Annotated in this window: 1 rRNA gene; it reads left to right on the top strand. The window is 51.2% G+C overall.

Features of this window, described 5'->3' with window-relative positions:
- Nucleotides 1-1,351: ribosomal RNA gene (locus GCN74_RS28165) — 23S ribosomal RNA — on the top strand; the annotation flags it as partial.
- Nucleotides 1,352-1,419 lie beyond the last annotated feature (68 nt).

A 1,419-nucleotide genomic window follows, 5' to 3' on the forward strand; every position in this document is an offset into this window, starting at 1 on the left:
TCACGAAGCAATCGGAAGTGGTTCCAAGAAAAGCCTCTAAGCTTCAGTCATACGAGACCGTACCGCAAACCGACACAGGTGGGCGAGATGAGTATTCTAAGGCGCTTGAGAGAACTCGGGAGAAGGAACTCGGCAAATTGGTACCGTAACTTCGGGAAAAGGTACGCCCCGGTAGCTTGATTGGTTTACTCCATGAGGGTGAAAGGGTTGCAATAAACTGGTGGCTGCGACTGTTTAATAAAAACACAGCACTCTGCAAACACGAAAGTGGACGTATAGGGTGTGACGCCTGCCCGGTGCTGGAAGATTAAATGATGGGGTGCAAGCTCTTGATTGAAGTCCCAGTAAACGGCGGCCGTAACTATAACGGTCCTAAGGTAGCGAAATTCCTTGTCGGGTAAGTTCCGACCTGCACGAATGGCGTAACGATGGCCACACTGTCTCCTCCCGAGACTCAGCGAAGTTGAAATGTTTGTGATGATGCAATCTACCCGCGGCTAGACGGAAAGACCCCATGAACCTTTACTGTAGCTTTGCATTGGACTTTGAACCAATCTGTGTAGGATAGGTGGGAGGCTTTGAAGCGGGGACGCTAGTTCTCGTGGAGCCAACCTTGAAATACCACCCTGGTTTGTTTGAGGTTCTAACCTTGGTCCGTTATCCGGATCGGGGACAGTGCATGGTAGGCAGTTTGACTGGGGCGGTCTCCTCCTAAAGTGTAACGGAGGAGTTCGAAGGTACGCTAGATACGGTCGGACATCGTGTTGATAGTGCAATGGCATAAGCGTGCTTAACTGCGAGACTGACAAGTCGAGCAGGTACGAAAGTAGGACATAGTGATCCGGTGGTTCTGTATGGAAGGGCCATCGCTCAACGGATAAAAGGTACTCTGGGGATAACAGGCTGATTCCTCCCAAGAGTTCATATCGACGGGGGAGTTTGGCACCTCGATGTCGGCTCATCACATCCTGGGGCTGTAGCCGGTCCCAAGGGTATGGCTGTTCGCCATTTAAAGTGGTACGTGAGCTGGGTTTAAAACGTCGTGAGACAGTTTGGTCCCTATCTGCCGTGGGCGTTGGAAATTTGAAGGGGGCTGCTCCTAGTACGAGAGGACCGGAGTGGACGAACCTCTGGTGTACCGGTTGTCACGCCAGTGGCATTGCCGGGTAGCTAAGTTCGGAAGAGATAACCGCTGAAAGCATCTAAGCGGGAAACTTGCCTTGAGATGAGATTTCCCAGAGCCTTGAGCTCTTTGAAGGGTCGTTCGAGACCAGGACGTTGATAGGCTGGGTGTGGAAGTGCAGTAATGCATTAAGCTAACCAGTACTAATTGCCCGTACGGCTTGTCCCTATAACCTTAGCAGGTACAGAGGATAAGACGGTACAACGTTGCGTGTGTGTTGATACCATTCATTACCC

Source organism: Janthinobacterium sp. FT14W (assembly GCF_009208755.1).
Taxonomy (GTDB): domain Bacteria; phylum Pseudomonadota; class Gammaproteobacteria; order Burkholderiales; family Burkholderiaceae_D; genus Janthinobacterium; species Janthinobacterium violaceinigrum.